This is a genomic window from Streptomyces sp. NPDC001493, assembly GCF_053597235.1.
The window spans coordinates 170,495-190,956 of record NZ_JBSFHV010000008.1 but is presented as its reverse complement, the minus strand read 5'-3'; the positions used below and the strand labels follow the sequence as shown (position 1 = coordinate 190,956).

At 71.6% G+C, this 20,462-nt stretch carries 21 protein-coding genes and 1 pseudogene; 2 read left to right on the top strand and 20 right to left on the bottom strand.

The genetic code is table 11. From position 1 onward, the window contains the following. Positions 1–84: 84 nt before the first annotated feature. Positions 85–921, bottom strand: coding sequence for a translation elongation factor Ts (tsf, locus tag ACWCWD_RS14590; RefSeq protein ID WP_386894062.1), 837 nt, complete (start codon positions 919–921; stop codon positions 85–87). 102 nt (positions 922–1,023) lie between these two features. Further along, positions 1,024–1,923 carry a 30S ribosomal protein S2 gene (gene rpsB / locus ACWCWD_RS14585; protein WP_266709663.1) on the bottom strand — a complete coding sequence of 300 codons (900 nt, stop codon included), beginning with the start codon at positions 1,921–1,923 and terminating at the stop codon, positions 1,024–1,026. Positions 1,924–2,197: 274 nt separating this feature from the next. Here rpsB and ACWCWD_RS14580 point away from each other — a divergent pair. After that, a pseudogene (locus tag ACWCWD_RS14580) lies at positions 2,198–2,842 on the top strand (peptidoglycan DD-metalloendopeptidase family protein); the annotation flags it as partial. Between the two features lie 155 nt (positions 2,843–2,997). On the opposite strand, the gene ACWCWD_RS14575 reads toward ACWCWD_RS14580, so the two are convergent. From ACWCWD_RS14575 to ACWCWD_RS14495, 17 genes are all read right to left on the bottom strand, one after another. Then, positions 2,998–3,555, bottom strand: a complete 558-nt coding sequence (locus ACWCWD_RS14575; RefSeq protein ID WP_450773049.1) for a TetR/AcrR family transcriptional regulator — start codon at positions 3,553–3,555, stop codon at positions 2,998–3,000. 107 nt (positions 3,556–3,662) lie between these two features. Then, positions 3,663–4,499 carry an RNA polymerase sigma factor WhiG gene (gene whiG, locus ACWCWD_RS14570; protein WP_327178240.1) on the bottom strand — a complete coding sequence of 279 codons (837 nt, stop codon included), beginning with the start codon at positions 4,497–4,499 and terminating at the stop codon, positions 3,663–3,665. 250 nt (positions 4,500–4,749) lie between these two features. Then, on the bottom strand, positions 4,750–5,886 hold the full coding sequence (dprA, locus tag ACWCWD_RS14565) for a DNA-processing protein DprA (protein ID WP_450773048.1): 1,137 nt from the start codon (positions 5,884–5,886) through the stop codon (positions 4,750–4,752). 239 nt (positions 5,887–6,125) lie between these two features. Further along, positions 6,126–7,748 carry a YifB family Mg chelatase-like AAA ATPase gene (locus tag ACWCWD_RS14560; RefSeq protein WP_450772927.1) on the bottom strand — a complete coding sequence of 541 codons (1,623 nt, stop codon included), beginning with the start codon at positions 7,746–7,748 and terminating at the stop codon, positions 6,126–6,128. Between the two features lies 1 nt (position 7,749). Next, positions 7,750–8,112: a YraN family protein gene (locus ACWCWD_RS14555; RefSeq protein ID WP_450772925.1), complete on the bottom strand. Its 363-nt coding sequence runs from the start codon at positions 8,110–8,112 to the stop codon at positions 7,750–7,752. Between the two features lie 311 nt (positions 8,113–8,423). After that, a complete protein-coding gene (locus ACWCWD_RS14550) occupies positions 8,424–8,732 on the bottom strand; it encodes a DUF2469 domain-containing protein (RefSeq protein ID WP_043444228.1) in 309 nt (102 codons plus the stop codon). A 64-nt stretch (positions 8,733–8,796) separates the two neighbouring features. Next, entirely contained in the window at positions 8,797–9,285 is a 489-nt protein-coding gene (locus ACWCWD_RS14545) for an NUDIX hydrolase (protein WP_450772924.1), read from the bottom strand. Beyond that, positions 9,275–10,117 (bottom strand): signal peptidase I, encoded by an 843-nt coding sequence (gene lepB / locus ACWCWD_RS14540; protein WP_450772922.1) that lies wholly within the window; start codon positions 10,115–10,117, stop codon positions 9,275–9,277. The genes ACWCWD_RS14545 and lepB (ACWCWD_RS14540) overlap by 11 nt, the downstream gene beginning before the upstream one ends. Before the next feature lie 49 nt (positions 10,118–10,166). Next, positions 10,167–11,054 (bottom strand): signal peptidase I, encoded by an 888-nt coding sequence (gene lepB, locus ACWCWD_RS14535; protein ID WP_450773047.1) that lies wholly within the window; start codon positions 11,052–11,054, stop codon positions 10,167–10,169. After that, on the bottom strand, positions 10,957–12,195 hold the full coding sequence (gene lepB, locus ACWCWD_RS14530) for a signal peptidase I (protein ID WP_450772921.1): 1,239 nt from the start codon (positions 12,193–12,195) through the stop codon (positions 10,957–10,959). The genes lepB (ACWCWD_RS14535) and lepB (ACWCWD_RS14530) overlap by 98 nt, the downstream gene beginning before the upstream one ends. After that, positions 12,188–13,063 carry a signal peptidase I gene (gene lepB / locus ACWCWD_RS14525; RefSeq protein ID WP_450772920.1) on the bottom strand — a complete coding sequence of 292 codons (876 nt, stop codon included), beginning with the start codon at positions 13,061–13,063 and terminating at the stop codon, positions 12,188–12,190. The genes lepB (ACWCWD_RS14530) and lepB (ACWCWD_RS14525) overlap by 8 nt, the downstream gene beginning before the upstream one ends. Positions 13,064–13,108: 45 nt before the next feature. Next, positions 13,109–13,459, bottom strand: coding sequence for a 50S ribosomal protein L19 (gene rplS, locus ACWCWD_RS14520; protein ID WP_266709644.1), 351 nt, complete (start codon positions 13,457–13,459; stop codon positions 13,109–13,111). Between the two features lie 130 nt (positions 13,460–13,589). Beyond that, a complete protein-coding gene (trmD, locus tag ACWCWD_RS14515; RefSeq protein ID WP_450772919.1) occupies positions 13,590–14,411 on the bottom strand; it encodes a tRNA (guanosine(37)-N1)-methyltransferase TrmD in 822 nt (273 codons plus the stop codon). Continuing rightward, on the bottom strand, positions 14,411–15,010 hold the full coding sequence (gene rimM / locus ACWCWD_RS14510; RefSeq protein ID WP_450772917.1) for a ribosome maturation factor RimM: 600 nt from the start codon (positions 15,008–15,010) through the stop codon (positions 14,411–14,413). The genes trmD and rimM overlap by 1 nt, the downstream gene beginning before the upstream one ends. A 165-nt stretch (positions 15,011–15,175) precedes the next feature. Then, entirely contained in the window at positions 15,176–15,415 is a 240-nt protein-coding gene (locus ACWCWD_RS14505) for an RNA-binding protein (RefSeq protein WP_014153811.1), read from the bottom strand. A gap of 2 nt (positions 15,416–15,417) precedes the next feature. Next, on the bottom strand, positions 15,418–15,849 hold the full coding sequence (rpsP, locus tag ACWCWD_RS14500) for a 30S ribosomal protein S16 (protein ID WP_266709635.1): 432 nt from the start codon (positions 15,847–15,849) through the stop codon (positions 15,418–15,420). A 156-nt stretch (positions 15,850–16,005) separates the two neighbouring features. After that, positions 16,006–16,599, bottom strand: a complete 594-nt coding sequence (locus tag ACWCWD_RS14495; protein ID WP_386894042.1) for a hypothetical protein — start codon at positions 16,597–16,599, stop codon at positions 16,006–16,008. 783 nt (positions 16,600–17,382) lie between these two features. Between ACWCWD_RS14495 and ACWCWD_RS14490 the strand changes: the two genes are divergently transcribed. After that, positions 17,383–18,264 carry a class I SAM-dependent methyltransferase gene (locus ACWCWD_RS14490; RefSeq protein WP_450772914.1) on the top strand — a complete coding sequence of 294 codons (882 nt, stop codon included), beginning with the start codon at positions 17,383–17,385 and terminating at the stop codon, positions 18,262–18,264. A gap of 149 nt (positions 18,265–18,413) precedes the next feature. On the opposite strand, the gene ftsH is transcribed toward ACWCWD_RS14490, so the two are convergent. Further along, on the bottom strand, positions 18,414–20,342 hold the full coding sequence (gene ftsH, locus ACWCWD_RS14485; RefSeq protein ID WP_450772912.1) for an ATP-dependent zinc metalloprotease FtsH: 1,929 nt from the start codon (positions 20,340–20,342) through the stop codon (positions 18,414–18,416). Between the last annotated feature and the right edge of the window lie 120 nt (positions 20,343–20,462).

Sequence of the window (20,462 nt, the reverse complement as noted above, 5' to 3'; positions counted from 1 at the left end):
GTCAGATCTGCGGTCGCTCGGCAGGTGTGCGGCCGACGACTGCATCAGACCCTATCCGGGTCCACCGTCATTCGCGGACGGGACTCAGATGCCGACCTTGATGCGCGTGAAGCGCTTCAGGGAGACACCGGCCTCGTCGAGAACCTTCTGAACCGTCTTCTTGGCGTCCTTGGCGAAGGACTGCTCCACGACGACGACGTCCTTGAAGAAGCCGTTGACGCGACCCTCGACGATCTTCGGGAGGGCGGCCTCGGGCTTGCCCTCCTCGCGCGAGGTGGCCTCGGCGACACGACGCTCGTTCTCGACCGTCTCGGCCGGGACCTCGTCGCGGCTGAGGTACTTCGGGGCGAAGGCGGCGATGTGCTGCGCGACGTCCTTGGCGACCTCGGCGTTCGGCTTGTCCAGCTCGACGAGCACGCCGACCTGCGGCGGGAGGTCGGGCATCGTGCGGTGCATGTACGCAGCCACGTAACCGCCGGTGAACTGCGCGAAGCGGTCCAGGACGATCTTCTCGCCGAGGTTGGCGTTGGCCTCGTCCACGTACGCCTGGACGGTCTTGCCGGCCTCGATCTCGGAGGCGAGCAGCGCGGCCAGGTCGGCCGGGGAGGTCGCGGCGACGTGCGCGGCGAGCGTGTTGGCGACGGCCTGGAACTTCTCGCCCTTGGCGACGAAGTCGGTCTCGCACTTCAGCTCGAGCAGAACGCCGGAGGTCTTGTCGTCGGAGATGAGCGAGACGACCGCGCCGTTCTCGGCAGAGCGGCCCTCGCGCTTGGCGACGCCCTTCTGGCCCTTGATACGGAGCGCCTCGACGGCCTTGTCGACGCTGCCGTCGGCCTCGTCGAGCGCCTTCTTGCAGTCCATCATGCCGGCGCCGGTGAGCTCGCGGAGCTTCTTGACGTCAGCGGCGGTGTAGTTCGCCATGAGTCTGTGTTTCTCTCTCGAAGTCTGAAAGATCTACGGGTGAACGGCGGGGGCGGTGCGCATGGCACCGGCCCCCGCCGTCAGTCAGCCGTGACGGAGGTGTCAGGCCTGCTCGGTCTCGGCGGCAGCCTCGACCTCGGCGGTCTCGGCGGCGGCCTCGGCCGGCTCGGCGTCCGCGGCCTTCTCGGTCTCGGCGGAGGCCTGGACCTCGGCGTCGTCCTTCTTGTCGCCCTCGAGCAGGTCGCGCTCCCACTCGGCGAGGGGCTCGCCGGCGGCCTTCTCGCCCGGCTTCGAGTCACCGGTGGCGGCACCGGAACGGGCGATGAGGCCCTCGGCGACGGCGTCGGCGATCACGCGGGTGAGCAGGGTGACGGAGCGGATCGCGTCGTCGTTGCCCGGGATCTTGTAGTCGACCTCGTCGGGGTCGCAGTTGGTGTCGAGGATCGCGACGACCGGGATGTGGAGCTTGCGCGCCTCACCGACGGCGATGTGCTCCTTCTTGGTGTCGACGATCCAGACGGCGCTGGGGACCTTCTGCATCTCGCGGATGCCACCGAGGGTCTTCTCCAGCTTGGCCTTCTCGCGGGAGAGGACCAGGAGCTCCTTCTTGGTGAGGCCGGAGGCGGCCACGTCCTCGAAGTCGATGAGCTCGAGCTCCTTCAGACGCTGAAGGCGCTTGTAGACGGTGGAGAAGTTGGTGAGCATGCCACCGAGCCAACGCTGGTTGACGTACGGCATGCCGACGCGCGTCGCCTGCTCGGCGATGGCCTCCTGGGCCTGCTTCTTGGTACCCACGAACATGATGGAGCCGCCGTGCGCGACGGTCTCCTTGACGAACTCGTAGGCGCGGTCGATGTACGACAGCGACTGGAGCAGGTCGATGATGTAGATGCCGTTGCGCTCGGTGAAGATGAAGCGCTTCATCTTCGGGTTCCAGCGACGGGTCTGGTGACCGAAGTGGACGCCGCTTTCCAGCAGCTCCCGCATCGTGACGACGGCCATGGCCATCTCCTTGAGGTACTCGGTTCCGCGACCGCAGGATTGCTGTCGCGCCTGACGCCCCACGCGCCGTGCCACGAAGGACCGAGAGGCGCGGCCACCGTCCGCTGAGAGGGAGGTGGCGGGGCGTGCGAAGTCGACCCGGTCACCCGGGTCGCCACAAGAAGTGTACGGGACCCTTCGCGTGTCGGGTGACGGCGTTGTCCACAACCGGCGAGTACTCCACAGCCGGGGCCCAAGATCCCCCGGCAGCGGCCCTCCGGGGGAGGGTTCCGGCATGCAGCGGACACACACGACCACGGTCCCGCCTCGGGCACGGAAGCCGGTACGGGCACGGACATGGGCACGAGTACGGGTGCGGGTGCGGGCACGAGTACGGGCGCGGGCGGGGGCATGGGCATGGGTGCCGGGGGCGGCCCGCCTCGTTCCCTTACTCCTGGCACTCGGCCTTCTCACGCTCGGCGCCGACGCTCCGGCCGGAGCGTCGGCGCGCACGCCGGGCGACCCGTCGGCCGAGGCGCCCGCCCCGACCGGCTCCGGCTCCGGCTCCGACAACGGCTCCGGCTCCGGCTCCGGCTCCGACTCCGACTCCGACTCCGACTCCGACAACGGCACCCGGTCCTGGCCCCTCGCGGGGCGGCCGGTGGTGGTACGGGGCTGGGAGCCGCCCGCCGGTCCGTACGCGCCCGGTCACCGGGGCGTCGATCTCGCCGCACCGCCCGGCACCCGGGCTCTGGCGGTCGCGTCCGGACGCGTCGTGTTCGCGGGCCGGGTGGCGGGGCGCGGGGTTCTCACCGTGGAACTGGCGGAGAGCGGCGATCCACCGCTGCGCACCACGTACGAACCCGTGCGCCCGTCGGTGCGCGTCGGCGACGAGGTCCGGGCGGGCGCACCGGTAGCGGTGACGGAAGCGGGCCCTTCGCACTGCACGCGGGGGTGTCTCCACTGGGGTGTGCGGCGCGGGGACACCTACGTCGACCCGCTCTCGCTGCTGCCGTCCGCCCTGCTGAGGCGGGGCCCGTCACGGCTGCTTCCGGTGTCGGGCGTCCCCCTGCCCGAAGAGGCCGGGCGGCGGGTTCAGCCCCGTACGCCGCGCAGGATCATGGCGACGGCGGTCTCGGCGATCACGCCCGGTTCCTCGGCCACGACCAGCTCGATCCGGCGCACCGCCGCGTCGACGGAGCCCTGGAGCAGCATCGCCGCGAGCCTCGGCTGGGTGTGCCCGAGGTCGCCCAGGGCCTCGACGATCATGGTGATCAGTCCGCCGTGCGCGGCCCTGATCTTCTCGCGGGCCCCGGCGTCGAGCTCGCTGGCGGAGATGGCGACCACGGCACGGTGGCGCCGGTCCTCGACCAGTTCGAGCTGCTTGCGGACGTACGCCTCGATCTTCTCCTCGGGCGTGGTGGCCCGAGCCATGGCGTTCTCCACCTCGGCCGCCCACACGGGGAAGTCGACGGCGCAGAGTTCCTCGACGACGGCGGCGCGGGAACGGAAGTACTCGTACACCGACGACCTGGCGAGACCCGTGCGTTCGGCGAGCGCGGGGAAGGTCAATGCCTCCGTCCCGCCCTCGGAAAGCAGGGAGCGCGCGGCGTCCAGGAGGGCGCCGCGCTGCATGGTCCGGTGCTCGGCCACGGAGGCCGCTCGAATCCTGGGCACGGCTCCACTGTACGGCGGGGGGTGTGCCCGTGAAGTGCCCTACCTCGGCGTCCGGCGGGAGGAGAGGCGGCCGGGCGCGCCGGTCAGCGGCCGGCGTCGGCCAGTTTCGCGCGGAGCTGGAGGACCGACTTGGTGTGGATCTGGCTGACCCGGCTCTCGGTGACTCCGAGGACGTTGCCGATCTCGGCGAGCGTGAGGCCCTCGTAGTAGTAGAGCGTGACCACGGTCTTCTCCCGGTCGGGGAGCGTATTGATGGCGCGGGCGAGCAGACGTCTGAGCTCGCGGCCCTCGGCGACCTCCACCGGATCGTCGGCGGCGGTGTCCTCCAGCGTGTCCATCAGGCTGAGCCGGTTGCCGCCTTCCCCGCCGACGTGCAGCAGCTCCTCCAGGGCCACTACGTTCGCCAGCGACAACTGACTGAAGACAGCGTGCAGTTCCTCCAGGGCGATCCCCATCTCGGCGGCGACCTCGGACTCCGACGGGGTGCGCCGCAGCTGCGCTTCGAGCGTGGCGTACGCGCGCTCGACGTTCCGCGCCTTCTGACGCACGGAGCGCGGGATCCAGTCCAGCGCACGGAGTTCGTCGATCATCGCGCCCCGGATGCGCGTGATCGCGTACGTCTCGAACTTGATGGCCCGCTCGATGTCGAACTTCTCGATGGCGTCGATCAGTCCGAAGACGCCCGAGGACACGAAGTCCGCCTGCTCGACATTGGACGGGAGCCCCACGCTGACCCGGCCCGCGACGTACTTGACGAGCGGTGAGTAGTGCAGGATCAGTTGCTCCCGCAGCCGCTCGTCTCCCGTGGACTTGTACGTACGCCACAACTCTTCGAGGGAGGAAGGGGCGGAGGGCCGCACAGTGCCACGCGCAGCGGGTGGTACTGCCGCGCGGTCAGACCCGGAGGTGTGCTGGGGCATGTGGTGCCTTGAGCCGTTCTGCCGTGAAGTACTGGGGACTTGTGGGGAGTGAAGACCTGTGAGCGTAGCGTGACTGGGGCCTCGCGGCGCGCGTCGGACGGGGACGGGTGGAGCGCACGGATGCCGCGCGCGCTCCCGCCGCCGGGCGTACCGGACGACCGGGGCCGACGCCGTACGCATCGGCCCCGGGAGTGGCGCCGCACGAACTCCGTAGGTCACCCCGCTTACCTTTTCACCCGAATGCCCCAGGTCAAGTACCGCCTCGCCGGGCGTCGTCGTTGGGTCTCGGCCCGGACGCCGGACGCCAGGTGTCGCCCTCCCGTTCGACGAACCCCAGTGAGTGCAGTTCGTACAGTCGCGCGAGCGTCTCGTCGGCCGAAGTGCCCGCGGACCGGGCGACGTCGCGCACCCGGGCGGTCCCTTCACGGGGCAGCGCTTCCAGGACCGCGGAGGCGACCGGGCCGAGCAGGTCGCGCGGGAGCACGGGCCCGCGGCGGAGCGGGGCGAGGTCGCCGATGTCGCCGACCAGTTCGGCCACTTCGGCCGCGTCGGTGACCAGTACCCCTTCGCCGCGCAGCAGTTCGTGGACGCCTGCCGACAGTCCGCTGGTCGCGGGCCCCGGTACGCCCATGGTGAAGCGGCCGAGCCGTTGGGCGCCCCGGGCGGTCACCAGGGAGCCGCTGCGGTATTCGGCCTCGACCACGACCGTGCCCCTGGTCAGCGCGGCGATCACCCTGTTGCGGAGGACGAACCTGCTGCGGGTCGGGTGGGTGCCCGGTGGTAACTCCCCCACCAGCAGGCCCTCCCGCGCGATCCGGCCGATCAGCTCCGCGTGGCCCCGCGGGTAGGGGACGTCCACCCCGCACGCGAGGACCGCGACCGTCGCGCCTTTGGCGGCCAGCGCTCCCCGGTGCGCCGCGCCGTCCACGCCGAAGGCGGCTCCGGAGACCACCACCCAGCCCCGCTCCGCGAGCCCCGCGCCCAGCGTCGCCGCCATGTGGGCGCCGTACGGGGTACAGGCCCGCGCGCCGACCACCGCGACCGAACGCAGCGCCCAGAGCCGCAGGTCGGGGCCGCCCCGGATCCAGAGCCCCACCGGACGGGCGTCGCCGAGGTCGTCCAGCTGCCCGGGCCACTCCGGGTCGCCCGGGACGACGAACCGCCCTCCGGCCAGGGCCATCGCCTCCAGGTCCCGCTCCGGGTCGGCCGCGGCGGCCCGCATGCGGTATCCGGCGAGCCGGGCCGCCGTCATCCCGGGCAGGCTCTGGGGCGACCCGTCGTACGCGGTCAGGCGGCGCAGTACCTCGACGGGCCCGTGCGCGCGCAGCCACCGGCCGGCCCGCTCGTCCCCGGGTTCGACGATCCTGGTGAGCGCGGCCCGCGCCAGCCGTACGGTGTCCGGCCCGCAGCTCCCGGTAGGTTCCGGGTGTTCTTCCCGGTGTTCCGGGTGTTCCGCGTGTTCCCGGTGTTCCGGGATTCCGGGTGTCCTCGCGTCCGTGCCGCCTTCCCCCGGCTGCCCCGCCTTCCCCGACTGCCCCGCCTTCTCCAGCTGCCCCGTCTGCCCCGTCTGCCCCGGATCCTCCGTCTTCTCCCGGTCCTGCGGCCGGGCCCCCCACCGTTCCCCTGTCACGAGGCCCTCGCCTTCATCGGCACTCCGCGCTGGACACCGGTGCGCAGCTCAAGAGCGACGGCCACGTCCGAAGCGTCCGGGCGGTCCGCGCCGCGCAGGTCCGCGACGGTCCAGGCGACCCGCAGGACCCGGTCCAGCCCACGCGCAGTCAGGGCACCGCGCTCCATGTCCCGTTCGGCGGCGGTCAGCGCTCCGGGGGCGGCGAGCAGCCGGGTCCGCAGCTCGTGGCCCGGCACCTCGCTGTTGGTGGTCCAGGGCGTGCCGGCCAGCCGCTCGGCGGCGCGCGCACGGGCCTCCCGCACCCGGGCGGCCACGGCCTCGGTCGACTCGCCCCGGCCGCCGCCTTCCACCAGGTCCGCGCGGGTCACCGCCTCCACCTCGACGCGCAGGTCCACCCGGTCGAGGAGCGGTCCGGAGAGCCGGGCCTGGTAGCGGCGCACCACTGCGGGCGGGCATTCGCATCCGGCCCCGCCCAGACTGTGCCGGCCGCAGGGACACGGGTTCGCCGCCAGCGCCATCAGGAAGCGCGCCGGCAGTCTGACCACGCCCGCCGCCCGGGCCACCACGACGTGTCCGGACTCCAGGGGCTGGCGCAAGGCGTCCAGGGCCCTGGCCGAGAACTCGGGGGCCTCGTCCATGAACAGCACCCCGCGATGCGCAAGGGAGACCGCGCCGGGTCTCGGCAGTCCGTTGCCGCCGCCGATGAGCGACTGCATGGTGGCCGAATGATGCGGGGCGCAGTACGGCGGGACACTCACCAACGGCTCGCCCGGCGGGAGGATTCCGGCGACCGAGTGCACCGCCGTCACCTCCAGGGCTTCCCGCCGGGTCAGTGGTGGCAGGATGCCCGGCAGCCGTTCGGCCAGCATCGTCTTGCCCGCGCCCGGGGGGCCCGAGAGCAGCAGATGGTGTCCGCCCGCCGCGGCGATCTCCAGGGCCCTGCGCGCTCTGCTCTGTCCGGCGACATCGCGCAGGTCCTTGCGGTACGTCCCGCCCGGTCCGCCGGCCGGGGCGAGCCCCGCGCCGAACCCGGAGCCGGGCACCATCAGCCCGGCGAGCAGGGCGTCGGGGCGGCTCACCTGGCCCGCCGGTTCGTCGGGGACGGGTTCGTCGCTGAGGATCGCGATCAGCTGGCGCAGGCTCCGTACGCCGAGGACCGAGACGCCCGGGACCAGTGCCGCCTCCCCGGCGGTCTGCTCCGGGACCACCACGTGGTCGTACCCCGCTTCGGCGGCGGCGAGGACGGCGGGCAGCACCCCGCGTACCGGGCGCACCCGCCCGTCCAGGCCCAGCTCGCCGATCATGACGACGTCGGCGATCGCCGACGGATCGATCCGCTCGGCGGCGCCGAGTACGGCGCACGCGACGGCGAGGTCGAACCCGGAGCCGGATTTCGGTACGGAGGCCGGGGAGAGACCGACCGTGAGCTTCTTCTGCGGCCACTCGGCACCGGAGTTGACGACGGCCGCTCTGACCCGGTCCCTGCTCTCGACCAGGCTCTTGTCCGGCAGCCCGACCAGCGTGAAGGCCGCCACTCCCGGTTCCAGGTCCGCCTGGACCTCCACCACCACGCCCTCCACGCCGACCAGGGCGACGGAACAGGCTCGCGCGAAGCCCATCTCAGGCCACCCCCCGGGCGTGCTCGGCGACCGGGCCGCCCCGCCGGGGCACGATCACCCCGACGAGGTCGATGCGGACGCCGCCCCTCGGTGGCCCCCCGTGCGCGTCGAGCCACAGCTCCGCGAGCCGCCGCAGCCGCTCCGCCTTGACCGGGGTGATCGCCGCCATCGGGTGCTGGTACGCCGTCGATCTGCGGGTCTTCACCTCGCAGACGACGAGTGCGTCTCCGTCGCGCGCGACGATGTCGATCTCTCCGGCCCGGCAGCGCCAGTTGCGCTCCACCACGGCCATCCCCGCGTCGGTCAGCAGCCGCGCCGCCAACTCCTCGCCGTACCGCCCGAGTGCCCCTCGTGCGTTCTTCATCCGGCACCACCTCCGGCACCGACTCTGCGCGGAGCGGCCGATCCTTGTGGATCTTGGTGGACAACTTCCCGGATGTGGAAAACCCGGCCACCCTTGAGGATGACCGGGTCGCCCGGATTGACGGGCCGAGGAAACGATCCGTCTCACTATCGCGTGCTGCTGCGCCCGCCCCATGTGCCGTTTCACCGAACTCTGCGGCCCACCGCACACCCCGTGTGCCCTTTCAGGGACCCCGCAGCCCGCTTCACAGACCCCGCGGCCCGCTTCACACACCCGCGGAAAGGTTCTTCCCGCCCTCGCGAGGCGGTCCGTCAGCCTCCCGGGAGTTCGAGATCGCTCTTGTTGAGCTCCTCGATGTTCACGTCCTTGAAGGTCAGCACACGCACCTGCTTGACGAATCTCGCCGGCCGGTACATGTCCCAGACCCAGGCATCCGCCATGGACACCTCGAAGAACACTTCCCCCTGGACCGAGTGCACCTGCATCTCGTAGTCGTTGGTGAGGTAGAAGCGACGTTCGGTCTCGATCACGAATTTGAACAGACCGACGACGTCGCGGTACTCCCGGTAGAGCTTCAGCTCCATCTCGGTCTCGTACTTTTCGAGGTCCTCGGCGCTCATGGCATGCGTCCCCTTCAGCCGTGCGTTCCCCCATTGTGCTGCAGCCGGTGACGCCCCCGGACGTTCAAGCGATTTCGGGGGCGAGAATCAGCGGAACACTCGGAGAACCCTCGTCGAGCAGCCTGCGCAGCAGCTCGGCGAGCTTGGTCGGGTACACCGTCTCACGGGTCGCCTGCAGTTCGGCGGAAGTCCACCACCTGAGACCCGTGACACTGCGGCGCTCCAGGTCGGTCAGGCCCCCCAGGTCGGTGGCGGTCCGTTCCGTTCGCGCGAGAAAGTACGACTCGTCCTGTTCCCAGCGACGCCCGTCGAACGGGAAGGAACATCTGCGCTTCCAGAGCACCGGGCCGAGTTCGACCTCCGTGATGCCGGTCTCCTCCGCGAGCTCGCGGCGGGCGGCCTCTTCGTGGCTCTCGTCGCCCTCCAGCCCGCCGCCGGGCGTGAACCACCAGGTGGTGCCGGGGTCGTCGGGCTCGAAACCGTGCATCAGCAGAATCCGGTCCTGCGGGTCGAGGAGCACGACCCGCGCGACCGTCCGGATCTCAGCGGCCACCCGCCACCGCCTTCGCCTTCGCGGACTTCCCGCGCCGCGTCCACGCGGCGACCGGCCCGTAGGCGCAGCCGGCCAGGATCAGCACCACACCCACCACCACGGCGCCGAGCTGAAGCGGCAGCGGCCCCTGGGACGAGATGCCGCCGGGAAGTCCGGCGAACCCCTCGGCCCGGTCGAGCATGTGCCCGGACGGCCAGGCCACCGCGTCGACCCGTGCCTCGACCGCGGTGCGCGGCACCGAGCCCTGTCCCTCCTCCGTCAGGTGGACGCGGGAGTCCAGGGAGATCGCACGGTCGTCACCGAGCAGGAAGAGCTCTCCCTCGGGGACCTCCGCACTGAACTCCGTGGAAGCGGCCTGTCCGGAGTCGCCGGAAGCACCGGAGTCGCTGGAGGTACCGGAAGAAGCTCCGGAAGCCCCGGAGCCGCTGAGGCCGCCGGAGGCGCCGTCAGCACCCGCCGGTGTCCGCAGATACGGTTCCTCGACCGGCTCGTCGTTGACGGTGAGCCGGCCCTTCGCGTCGCAGCAGACCACCGTGTCGCCGCCGATCCCGATGACCCGCTTGACCATCGGGGAGCCGCTCCACGCCTTGTCGGTGAAGACCACGACGTCGCCGCGCCGCACCTCGTCGCCCGTGATCCGCTGCGCGAGCACCTTGGCCCCGGTCTCCACGGTCGGGGACATCGACCCGGTCGGCACGGTGTACGGCCGGTACACCAGCGCCGCCCAGGCGAACCCGCCGAGGAAGAGCACACAGCCGACGGCCACGACCAGGCCCGACAACACATTGCCGAGCCGGCCGCGGCCGTCTCCCGTACGTCCTGCACCACTCATCCCAGCGTCCCCCATCGGAGATCGACAATCGCTGATCCGAGTCGGCACACTACCCGTCGGTACGGTCCCGGGTCAGCCTCCTGCGACGCCAGAAGACCAGGGGCAGCGCCCCCGCCACACCGAGCGCGGCCGGCGCTGCCGCCGCCGCGGCGTTCAGACCGGGCTGGTCGAAGGTGCTGGGCACGGGCAGCGTCGCCCAGCGGTTGACGGGCCAGGCCACCAGTACGGCACGGCCGACGACGTCGTCCACGGAGACGGTGCCCTGGCCCGGGAGGCTCTGGTGGTACCGGGAGTCCAGGGAGTTCTGGCGGTGGTCTCCCATGACCCAGATCCGGCCCTTCGGAACCTTGATCGGGCCGAACGGCTTGTCGTCGCAGGGGGTGTTGCCCGGGTAGATGAAGGACTTCTCGTCCAGCGCCTTCCCGTTCACCGTGACGGGGCCGTTCAGCTTGCACTCCACCGTGTCGCCGCCGACCGCGATGACCCGCTTGATCAGGTCCTTCTCCTCGGCGGAGGGCATGAGTCCGATGAAGCTGAGGAACTTCTGCGCGATGTTCGGGTCGGGCGTGGTGGTGCCCTCCAGCCAGCCGCCGGGGTCGTGGAAGACGACGACCTCGCCGCGTTCCGGCTCGGAGCCGAACCACGGGGTCAGCTTGTCCACCAGCACCCGGTCACCGCGCTGGAGCGTGTCCTGCATCGAGTCCGAGGGAATCGAGAACGCCTGGACCAGGAAGGTCTTGATCAGCAGAGCCAGAACGAGCGCGATCCCGATGAGGAGCGGCAGCTCCTTCCAGAAGGAACGTTGCTTGGGGCCCGAGGCGGCGCCGTCCGGGGCGTCGTCATCCCCCGTCCGGTCCGCCGCCGTCTCCGAGGGGTCCCCGGTCCGTCCGGGCCGGTCCTCGGGTTCGTCGTGTCCGGATCGTGCGCCGACCGCCAAATCCCCCACATCCACTCCTCAATCCGTGCCACCGCCCGCGCCGGATGCGACGCAGGCCCATCACTCCCATAACGAGCGGGAGTTCCGCAGGGGTCGGGAGCGGGATCATTCCGTAGGGATCCTGGTGGGACACACTATGCGAGAGACGCGGCGCGGCCGACGCTCCCGACGCCGCGTCCGGAACCCCCGCGAACGCGTCGCGCTGCCCCAGCGTGGCCCAGTGCCCCGCAGGCCAGGCGATGACCACGGCGCGCCCCACGACGTCCGAGAGCGGCACAGTGCCGTGGAAACCGTTGCCGAGGTGGTAGCGGGAGTCGGCGGAATTGGACCGGTGGTCGCCCATCACGAAGATCCGGCCCTCGGGAACCTTTACCTCGAATTGGATGGCCGATGGCACATCCCCAAGGTTCAGGTAGGGCTCGTCGACGGCCACCCCGTTGACCGTGAGCCGGCCGTCCTTCCCGCAGCACTTCACGGTGTCCCCGCCGACCGCGACCACACGCTTGATCAGGTCCTGTTCGTCGGCGGAGGGCAGCAGTCCGATGAAGGTGAGGAACTCCTTCGCCTGCCGGATCCCGACCGGCGCCGTGCCGGTGCCCACCGTCTCGCCCTCCCCCAGCCAGCCGCCGGGGTCCTTGAAGACCACCACGTCGCCCCGCTGCGGTTCGGCGTTGAACCACGGCGTCATCTTGTCGACCAGAACCCGGTCGCCGATCCGGATGGTCTGTTCCATCGAGCCCGAGGGGATCACGAAGGCCTGGACGACGAAGGTCTTGAGGAGCAGGGCTATGAGCAGCGCGAACACGAGCAGGAGGGGGATCTCGGTCACCCTGGACCTGCGACGCCGCCGCGCGACCCGGCGCGCCAGCCTGCGGCGCTCGGCCCGGGTCGGTGCCGAACGCGCGCCCCCGGTCCCGGCCGGGGAAGCGGAACGGCCCGCGTCCCCGGTGTCGTACGAGGCCCCCGCGTCCCCGGTGTCGTACGAGGCCCCCTCGGGACCGGAGCCGTGGGAAGCCCCCTCAGGACCGGACCCGTACGAAGACCCCTCGGGGGCAGACCCGTACGAAGACCCCTCGGGACCGGAGCCGTACGAGGACCCTCCTCCGGGACCGGAGCGGCTCCCGCGGCCGCGGCTACCCATGCGAGCCGCCCGGCTCCGGTACGCCGTCGAACGCGCCGGAACCGGCCAGGGATCCCGCCCGGCTCCAGGGCCAGCCGATCCAGTCCACCCGTCCGATCACCTCGTCGACGGGCACCATGCCGCCCCCGGGCTCCCCGAGGTGGCTGCGGGAGTCGCTGGACCGGTCCCGGTGGTCGCCCATCATCCACAGGGTGCCGTCGGGGACGACGATGTCGAACGGCACCCGGGAAGGGGCGTCCCCCGCGTGCAGGTACTCCTCGTCCAGGGGGGTGCCGTTCACTTCCAGCCGGCCCTCCGTGTCGCAGCAGACCACGTGGTCGCCGCCCACCCCGACGACGCGTTTCACGAAGTCGGTGTCCGGGGCGTCGGCGAGGCCCAGGACCGCGGCGGCGCCGCGCAGCAGCCCGGTGACGGGGTTACCGCCGGCGGTCTCCGGGAGGAAGGAGCCGGTGCCGTCGAAGACCACGACGTCCCCCCTCTCCGGCACGGAGCCGAAACGGTACGCCAGCTTGTTCACGAACACCCGGTCCCCGACCCGCAGCGTGGACTCCATGGAGCCGCTCGGGATGAGGAAGGGCTGCACGACGAAGGCGCTGAGGAGGAGCACGGCGGCCGGCAGGGCGGCGCAGAGCAGAGCCGCCCGCCGCAGCGCGGGGCCGCGCCCGGCCCGATCGCCGCCGTCCCGCCCCGGCGGACCGGCCGCACCGGACCCGTCGGACTCACCGGGGGGCTGGGGCCCGTCGGGATCGGGGGACGTACCGCCAAAAGGCCCGAGAGCCCCGGAACGCGAAAAGCGCGACCGCGCCCCCGGACCTTTCGCAGGTCCGGCGGAGCGATCGCGCTTCGTGTGCTGTTCTTCCGTGTCCATCGCGGCCGAAGCCTATCCGGCCGCGCTGTGGACGTCGGTGTCAGCTCAGCGGTCGCGCTTCTCCTTGATCTTCGCGGCCTTGCCGCGCAGCTCACGGAGGAAGTACAGCTTGGCGCGACGGACGTCACCGCGGGTGACGAGCTCGATCTTCTCGAAGATCGGGCTGTGCACCGGGAAGGTGCGCTCGACGCCGACGCTGAAGGAGACCTTGCGGACCGTGAAGGTCTCGCTGACGCCCGCGCCCTGGCGGCGGATGACGATGCCCTTGAACTGCTGGATACGGGAGCGGTTGCCCTCGATCACGCGCACGTGGACGTTGACGGTGTCACCGGCGCGGAACGCCGGGAGGTCCGAACGCAGGGAGGCGGCGTTGACGCCATCGAGCAGGGAAGCCATTGTGTCTGCTTTCTTCGCCGATGCCACAGGTCATCGACGGGAGATCGTCTGGAAGATCGAAGTGCTGATCACGCCGGTCGGACGTCGTTCCCCCTGTGGCAGGGGCGCACGCCGGACGTACAGCAGCTGCTCATTCTTCCACGTCGGAAGGCCTGCGCCAAAATCGGCCACCGGGCTCCGGTGCCCAGCCGAGGATCGAGAGGATCTCCCGGTCCTTCTTGTCGAAGTCGCTCGCGGCGCAGCGTTCGATCAGATCGGGCCTGTTCAGCGCGGTACGGGCGAACGCCTGGTCCCGTCGCCACCGTGCGATCTTCCCGTGGTGGCCGGTGAGCAGCACGTCGGGGATGGCCCGGCCGCGCCACTCGGGCGGCTTGGTGTAGACGGGGCCTTCCAGCAGGTTGGCCATGGCGCCGGGGGCGAAGGAGTCGTCGCGGTGCGATTCGGCGTTGCCGAGGACGCCGGGCAGCAGGCGGGCCACCGCCTCGGTGATCACGAGGACGGCGGCTTCCCCGCCGGCCAGCACGTAGTCGCCGATGGAGACCTCGACGACCGGCATGCGGGTGGCGTACTCCTCCATCACACGGCGGTCGATGCCCTCGTACCGCGCCGGGGTGAAGACCAGCCACGGCCGCTCGGAGAGTTCGACCGCGAGTTCCTGGGTGAAGGGGCGCCCGCTGGGCGTGGGCACGACCATGACGGGACTGTGAGCGCCGGCCTCGTAGCCGTCGGCGAGCACCTGGTCGAGGGCGTCGCCCCACGGTTCGGTCTTCATGACCATGCCGGGTCCGCCGCCGTACGGGGTGTCGTCGACCGTGTTGTGGCGGTCGTACGTCCACTCCCGCAGGTCGTGGATGTGCACGCCGAGGCTGCCCCGGGCGCGGGCCTTGCCCACGAGCGAGACGTTCAGCGGGTCGAGGTACTCGGGGAAGATCGTGACGACGTCGAGCCGCATTACGCCTTGCTCCCCGCGTCGGTCCCGGAGCCTTCGCCGGGGCCCTCGCCGTCGGCCTCCTCGTCGCGCGAGGAGGCGACGACCGCCTCGCTCTCGTCGATCAGGCCGGCCGGCGGGGTGATGACGGCCCGCTGCTCCTCCAGGTCGATCTCGGTGACGATCTCCTCGACGAAGGGGATCATCACCTCGCTGCCGTCCGGGCGCTCCACGATGAACAGGTCCTGCGAGGGCAGATGGGTGATCTCGGTGATCCGGCCGATCTCGGTTCCGTCCGCGAGCACCACGTCGAGGTCGATCAGCTGGTGGTCGTAGAACTCCTCCGGGTCCTCCGGGAGCTCGTCCGGGTCGACCTCGGCGATCAGCAGGGTGTTGCGCAGCGCCTCGGCGCCGGTCCGGTCGTGCACGCCCGCGAAGCGGAGCAGCAGCCGGCCGCTGTGCACCCGGCCGGTCTCGATCGTGAGCGGTCCCGTTTCCGCCGGGTCGGTGGCGAGCACGGCACCGGGGCCGAGTCGCAGCTCGGGCTCGTCCGTGCGGACCTCGACGGTGACTTCGCCCTTGATGCCGTGGGCGCGGCCGATCCGCGCAACTACCAACTGCACGCTGATTCTCCGATTGATGGGGCGGACGCGGGCGGCCGGCGGGAGCCGGGCGTCAGCGCCGGGGGTACGGGAGGGCCGCCCCGGGCACCCCTCGGGGCCGGAGCGACGACAAGGGCCGGGGACGGCTGTGAAGCCCTCCCCGGCCCTTGCCGGTGTTCAACTCTTTCAGCGCACCTGGTCCACGTCGACGAGGTCGACACGGATGCCGCGGCCGCCGATGGCGCCCACGACCGTGCGCAGAGCACGCGCGGTGCGGCCGTTGCGGCCGATCACCTTGCCGAGGTCGTCGGGGTGTACCCGGACCTCCAGCACGCGCCCGCGGCGCAGGTCACGCGAGGCGACCTGCACATCGTCGGGGTTGTCGACGATGCCCTTCACGAGGTGCTCGAGAGCCTCCTCGAGCATGCTCAGGCCTCGGTCGACTCGGCAGCGTCGGCCGCCTCGTCAGCCTTCTTCTCGGACTTCTTGGCCTTCGGGGTGATGGCTTCACCCTTGGCCTCGTCACCGTCGGAGGTCAGGGCCTCGAACAGGGCGCGCTTGTCAGCCTTGGGCTCCGGCTGCAGCAGCGGCGCGGGGGCCGGGAGGCCCTTGTGGGCCTGCCAGTCACCGGTGAGCTTGAGGATCGCGAGGACCGGCTCGGTCGGCTGGGCGCCGACGGACAGCCAGTACTGCGCGCGCTCCGCGTTGACCTCGATGCGGGACGGGTTCTGCACCGGGTGGTACAGACCGATCTCCTCGATGGCCCGGCCGTCACGGCGGGTACGGGAGTCGGCGACGACGATGCGGTAGTGAGGCGAACGGATCTTGCCCAGACGCTTCAGCTTGATCTTGACTGCCACGGGAGTGGTGTCTCCTGGTCTTGACGGGATTGGGCACAACAAAATGCCACGTGGGGTTGTGGCACTCGAGGTGCCCGATGGACGCGTCAGCCGGAGGAGAGAGGGGTCCTGTGCGACTGTCGAGTGCAGCTGTCCATTGTGCCACACACCATCGACTCACCCCACCGCGACGGTGGCTTCCGGGATACGGAACGGCTTCCCGCAGCCCCCGCAGACGATCGGCGCCTGGGCGAGGACCGAGGGGACGACCCGGACGTTGCGTCCGCAGTCGCAGACGGCCTTGACGCGGACGCCGCCGCCGGACGAGCCGTGGCGGGCCGCCGGGCCCCGGAAGGACCGCTTGGTGTCGGCCGCCGTCGCCACGGTGTGCGCCTTCAGCGCGCGCTGGAGGCGCTCGGCCGTGGGCCGGTACCGCCGCTTCGCCTCCGGGTTGAGGGTGACCAGGGAGAAACCGCTGCTGGGGTGGGGCTCCTCGGTGTGGTCGAGGCCCAGCTCTTCGGCGATCGCGAGAAAACGTCGGTTGTGGTAACGGCCGGCGCGGGAGGTGTCGCGGACACCTCGGGCGGCGGCGATGCCGTGGACTGCCTCGTGGAGCAGTCGCTCGAAGGAGAGTTCGGCGCCACAGGCGGACGAGGACTCTCCGATCAGGGACTCGGGTGCGGCGAGATCGGGCAGCTCGGGGTGGTACCGCTGAATGTCGGCCCACGCCTGCGCCAGCTCTGCGGCAAGTACAGGTGGTGTCGTGCTCACGTCGTGATAACGAGCCTGGGGGCCTCGGTGTTCCTATTCCGGGGCATCCCAAATAATTTGCACGTACCAGCCGGTTGGCGGCGATGCCCCGTGTACGCGGGCGGGTACGCCGATCTGCGGAGAAGCCTCACAGCTCCCACCAAGGCCGTACGTAATAACGCGTAGACGCTCTGGTCGGAGTGCACGGGTCCGTACCGCTTTCGCATGCTTTCGCGATCGCCGGGCGGGGGCCCCGGGCCGCCACGGAGGCCTGCGGCGGGGCTCGTGACCGAGGGATCCACCCGGCCCGCACGCGGTCGGGGCGAGGCTACCGCTCCCGCCGCCCGAACGGAGCACCGGCCCCGCCCACCGTTCCCGGACGCGGCGGGGCGCACCCGCGGGCGGTCCGCCGAGCTCCGCGACCACCCCCGTGACCACGGCGTACGCGGTCCCCGGGGCGTTCGACGTGCTGCGCTCCGGGTGTCGGGTGAGACTGGGCGGAAGGAACGGGAGGCTCGCGTTCCGGATGGCCGCCGCCCACCGCGGACCACCGGACCCGGGTGCCACCCGGCGGACCGCAGGGTCCGCGAAGCGAGTCGGTACCGCCTTCCCGACGGCGAGAGTCGGCGGTGCGGCGCACCCCCGCCCCCACAGGGCGCACGACCGGGGCGCGCAATGAATGACCCTGCGCCCCCTGGACGCGGCGGCTGATGCGCAGTTCCCTGACATACGGGGACGCCGACGCCCGCACGCGGGGCGCCCATTCGGGCACGACCGAACCCTCTTGGCGATTGGGGTACATCCATGACACCAACGCTCGTCCGGAACCACAGGTACGCGGACACCCCCGCTCCGGTGGACACCGGTACCCGTGCCCGCGACTGGGCAGAGATCCAGGAGCGGATGCTGTCACCGCTGTACGAAGCGGTCTACGAACGGCTCGAAGTCGGATCCGGCACGCGCCTGCTCTCCCTCGGCTGCGGCTCCGGGCTCGCCCTGCTGATCGCGGCGGCCCGCGGAGCCAGGGTCACCGGGGTGGACACCGACCACGACCGGCTCGCCCTGGCCCGGGAACGGCTGCTGCCCCCGGGCGCGGAGGGGCCGGGCGGAAGAGCCGGGCCGCACGGCCCGAGCACCGGCGCACCCGCGCGCCTGGTCGACGGTCTCCCGGCGGCGGTGCCCGCGGACGGGGCACCGTACAACCTGGTCACCGCCTTCGACCCGATCGGCTGCACGGCGGGCGACGGGGAGGAGCTCACCCCCGCGCTGGAGTCCGCCGTACCGCTGGCGGCCCGGGGCGCGACCGTGGTGCTGACCGGCTGGGGGCCGCCCGAGCGGTGCGCCACGGCGGCGGTGCTGGAGGTGGCGGACCGGCTGGCGAACCCGTCCGGCGGCGGGCGCTCCGGCACCCGGCGCCCGGCGCGGCGGGACGATCTGGAGGAGGTCGCCTCCCGGGCGGGGCTGAAACCGGACGGCTCGGGCCGGGTGTCCTGCCCGTTCGGCTACGCGGACCTGGACAGCGCGGTCCGCGGGCTGCTCTCGACGGGGCTCTTCGACGCCGCGGTGGCGGCGACGGACTGCGGACAGGTCGCCAAAGAGGTCGCGGAGGCACTCCATCCGCACCGGCGGTCCGACGGCACGGTGTGGATGCCGAACGTCTTCCGCTACCTAGTCTGCGTCTGCTGAGATCCGCTCCCGGCACCGGGCGTGCGAGGGACGGACGAGACGGCCCGCCCCTCGCACGCTCCTGTGTGCGGGCCGGGACGCGCTCGCATGCCTGTGTACGGGCCGCGACGGCCCGCCCCGCGCACGCGCTCCTGTGTGTGCGGAGCCCCTCACGCCGGATGCGGCTTCTCCAGCCGGGTGATCCCCGCCGCGCGGTACGCCTCCGCCTCCTCCAGCGTCTCGTCCGCCAGCAGCGCCTCGGCGAGCGAGTCGAGCCGGTCGCGGTTCTCCCGCAGCAGCCGGCAGGCGTCCTCGTAGCACTCGTCGACGATGCGCCGCATCTCCTCGTCGATCGCGTCCAGCGTGGCGGGCGCCGCCGACAGCCCGTACGCCTGCTGGGCGTCGGCCGGGATGGCCGTGAGGCGGCCGACCCGGTGGCTCATCCCCCAGCGTCCGACCATGCCGCGCGCCAGGCTGGTGACCTGTTCCAGGTCGCTCTCGGCGCCCGTGGTGATCACGTCGTAGACCACGTGCTCCGCGGCCATGCCGCCGAGGGCGCCGATGATCCGGCCGCGCAGGTAGTCCTCGGTGTACGCGTACTTGTCGGCGTCCGGGGTGGAGAGCGTCACGCCCAGGGCCCGGCCGCGCGGCACGATGGTGACCTTGCGCACCGGGTCGGCGCCCGGCTGGAGCATGCCGAGCAGGGCGTGGCCGCTCTCGTGGTACGCGGTCCTGCGGCGCTCCTCCTCCGGCATGACCAGGGGGCGTTCGGCACCGAGCTGGACCTTCTCCAGGGCCTGGGAGAGGTCCGTCTGCTCCACCTCGGCTCCCTTGCGCTTGACGGCGAGCAGCGCCGCCTCGTTGGCGAGGTTGGCGAGCTCGGCGCCGGTCATGCCGGGGGTGGAGCGGGCCACCCGGGACAGGTCGACGTCGTCGGCGAGCGGGATCTGCCGGGTGTGGATCTTCAGGATGGCCTCGCGGCCGCCCCGGTCCGGCGGGCTGACCTGCACGATGCGGTCGAACCTGCCAGGCCGGGTGAGGGCGGGGTCGAGGACGTCGGCCCGGTTGGTCGCGGCCAGCACGACCACGCCCTCCGAGCCGGAGAAGCCGTCCATCTCGGTGAGGATCTGGTTGAGGGTCTGCTCGCGTTCGTCGTGGCCGCCCATGCCGGCGCCGCCGCCGCGGACCCGGCCGATGGTGTCGATCTCGTCGATGAAGACGATGGCGGGCGCGACCTTGCGGGCCTCGGCGAAGAGCTCGCGCACCCGGCCGGCGCCCACGCCGACGATCATCTCGATGAACTCGGAGGCGGACGCGGAGAAGAACGGCACCCCGGCCTCCCCCGCGACGGCGCGCGCCAGGAGCGTCTTGCCGGTGCCGGGCGGTCCGGCGAGGAGGACCCCGCCGGGCATGCGGGCGCCCATCTTCCGGTAGGCGTCCGGGTTCTTCAGGAAGTCGACGACGTCGTTGAGCTCGCCCTCCACCTCGTCGATGCCGGCCACGTCCGCGAAGGTGGTGCGGGTGCCGCTCTCCAGGGCGACCGGTTTGGGCGGGGCCTTGCGTCCGAAGCCGCCCATGCCGCCGCCGGGGCCGCCGCGCGACATCCGCCGGGCGATGAACACCCAGAGCAGGACGAGGAGCAGCATCGGCGCGAGCGAGATCAGCAGGTTGGCGAGGAAGCTGCGCTGCTGGACGACCGGCTCGGCGGTGACGGTGACGTCGTCGTCGACCAGTTCGTCCCAGAGGTTGTCGTCGGCGAAGGCCGGCCGCTGGGTGGTGAACTTGGTGTATTCGGTGTCCTCGCCGGGGACCTTCGCCTTCTTCTTCAGCTCGCCCTGGATGGCGTCGCCCTTGGAGTAGATCTTGGAGACGTTCCCGGCGCCGACCTGCTTGGTGAACTCGGTGTACGCGATGGTCGGCTCGTCGTCGCCGTTGAAGAAGGAGAGCACCAGGTTGGCGAGGAGGTAGACGATCAGCGCGGTGAGCAGCAGCCGCCCCCAGCCGCCCGGCATCTTCCGCCGCTGCGGCGGGGGCGGGGGCGCCCCCTCGGAGCGCCAGGGCTGGTCGGGACGATCGCGGGGAGGTACGGGGGTGGTCACACGCTCTCCTCTGCCGACGACCGTGAGTGGCGATATTCGCGACATTAGGTGAGAAAACGCGCCGAAGCTTCCGGAGAGTCCACTCCATGGGCCGTACGCGGCACACCGAAGGGCCGCACC